This window comes from Petrotoga miotherma DSM 10691 (assembly GCF_002895605.1).
Classification (GTDB): Bacteria; Thermotogota; Thermotogae; order Petrotogales; family Petrotogaceae; genus Petrotoga; species Petrotoga miotherma.
In genome coordinates, this window is the sequence record NZ_AZRM01000062.1 from 1 (window position 1) to 1,158 (window position 1,158).

Sequence of the window (1,158 nt, forward strand, 5' to 3'; positions counted from 1 at the left end):
CCTCTTTAGAGGTAAGTAGTTCACTCTACCTTTACTATAGAGTATTTGAGACCTTTTTCATTTAACAGATTATTGATCTTTTTAACAACAATTTCTCTACTATCAGAAAGGTTTTTAATTCCTCGAAATAAAATATATATATCTTGAGAATTATAACTTATTAAATCTTCTTGCCTGACGATCTTTTTTATTTCATTAATTAATTTTTCGTCAAAAGAAGAATGCATTTTAATCTCCACTAATAGGTGATCTTTATCTCTTTTAATTTTCTCAAGTTCAAGAACTATATCAAATAATTCTGTCGACAAAAGGTTACCATTTTTTTCGTAAAATGCTGATTGTTCTCCATTATTTACGATGGGTGGAGAGAATGGAAATTCTTTTGCATGACCAAAAATATCTTTGTATTCGTTGAATAAACTGTTAGCTTTTTCAAGTTCATTGTTTTCTGTGTAGAATTTAATCAATCTTAACCAACTATCTTCTCTTTGTGAATAATAAAAAGCTTTTTGAAAATAATAATGCGCATCTATTGGGTTATTCATTTTTTGGTGAATATTGCCCATTTCAATTAACATATCAACGTATATACGTTTTAAATATTCCCTTTTTTCTCTTACCCATTCTTCGTGAACGTTTTCTTGTAATAACTCACCTTTGTATAAACTAACCGCCTTTGAGAATAAAAACAAACGTCTATTGATTTCTTTCTCTTTAAACCCTTCATCGCTTAAGGCTAAAAATTCTTCAAAATCTATATATATGTCTTTTGATTTTGAAAACGTGCAAAAATCCTCTTGTAAAGTTAATTCATCGCTACTAAGTCCTAAATTTTTTCTAATATAATAGAGGGTGGTATTTAAATTTTGTCTCGCACTTTCATCGTCGAAACCGGGCCAAAAGAGATCGTACAAATCAAAAACGGAAACCTTTTGGCCTCTGTTGAGAATAAGATATTTTAGAATTTCTCTAGCTTTTCTTGACTTTAAATTTTCTATTGGATTGTCATCAAGAAAAATTTGAAAATCCCCTAACATATAAATATTTAACATAAGGTATGCTCCTTTAATAATCAATCCATTAATATTTTAGCACTTTCGATAATAAACCAAAAAATATTAATGTTTTTAAAGCGATCAATATCTACTAAAATTCATA

Annotated in this window: 1 protein-coding gene; it reads right to left on the reverse strand. The window is 28.2% G+C overall.

Annotated elements, in window-relative coordinates; genetic code table 11:
- Window positions 1-20: 20 nt before the first annotated feature.
- Window positions 21-1,052, reverse strand: a complete 1,032-nt coding sequence (locus X928_RS09135) for an AfsR/SARP family transcriptional regulator (protein WP_103079456.1) — start codon at window positions 1,050-1,052, stop codon at window positions 21-23.
- Window positions 1,053-1,158: the final 106 nt, after the last annotated feature.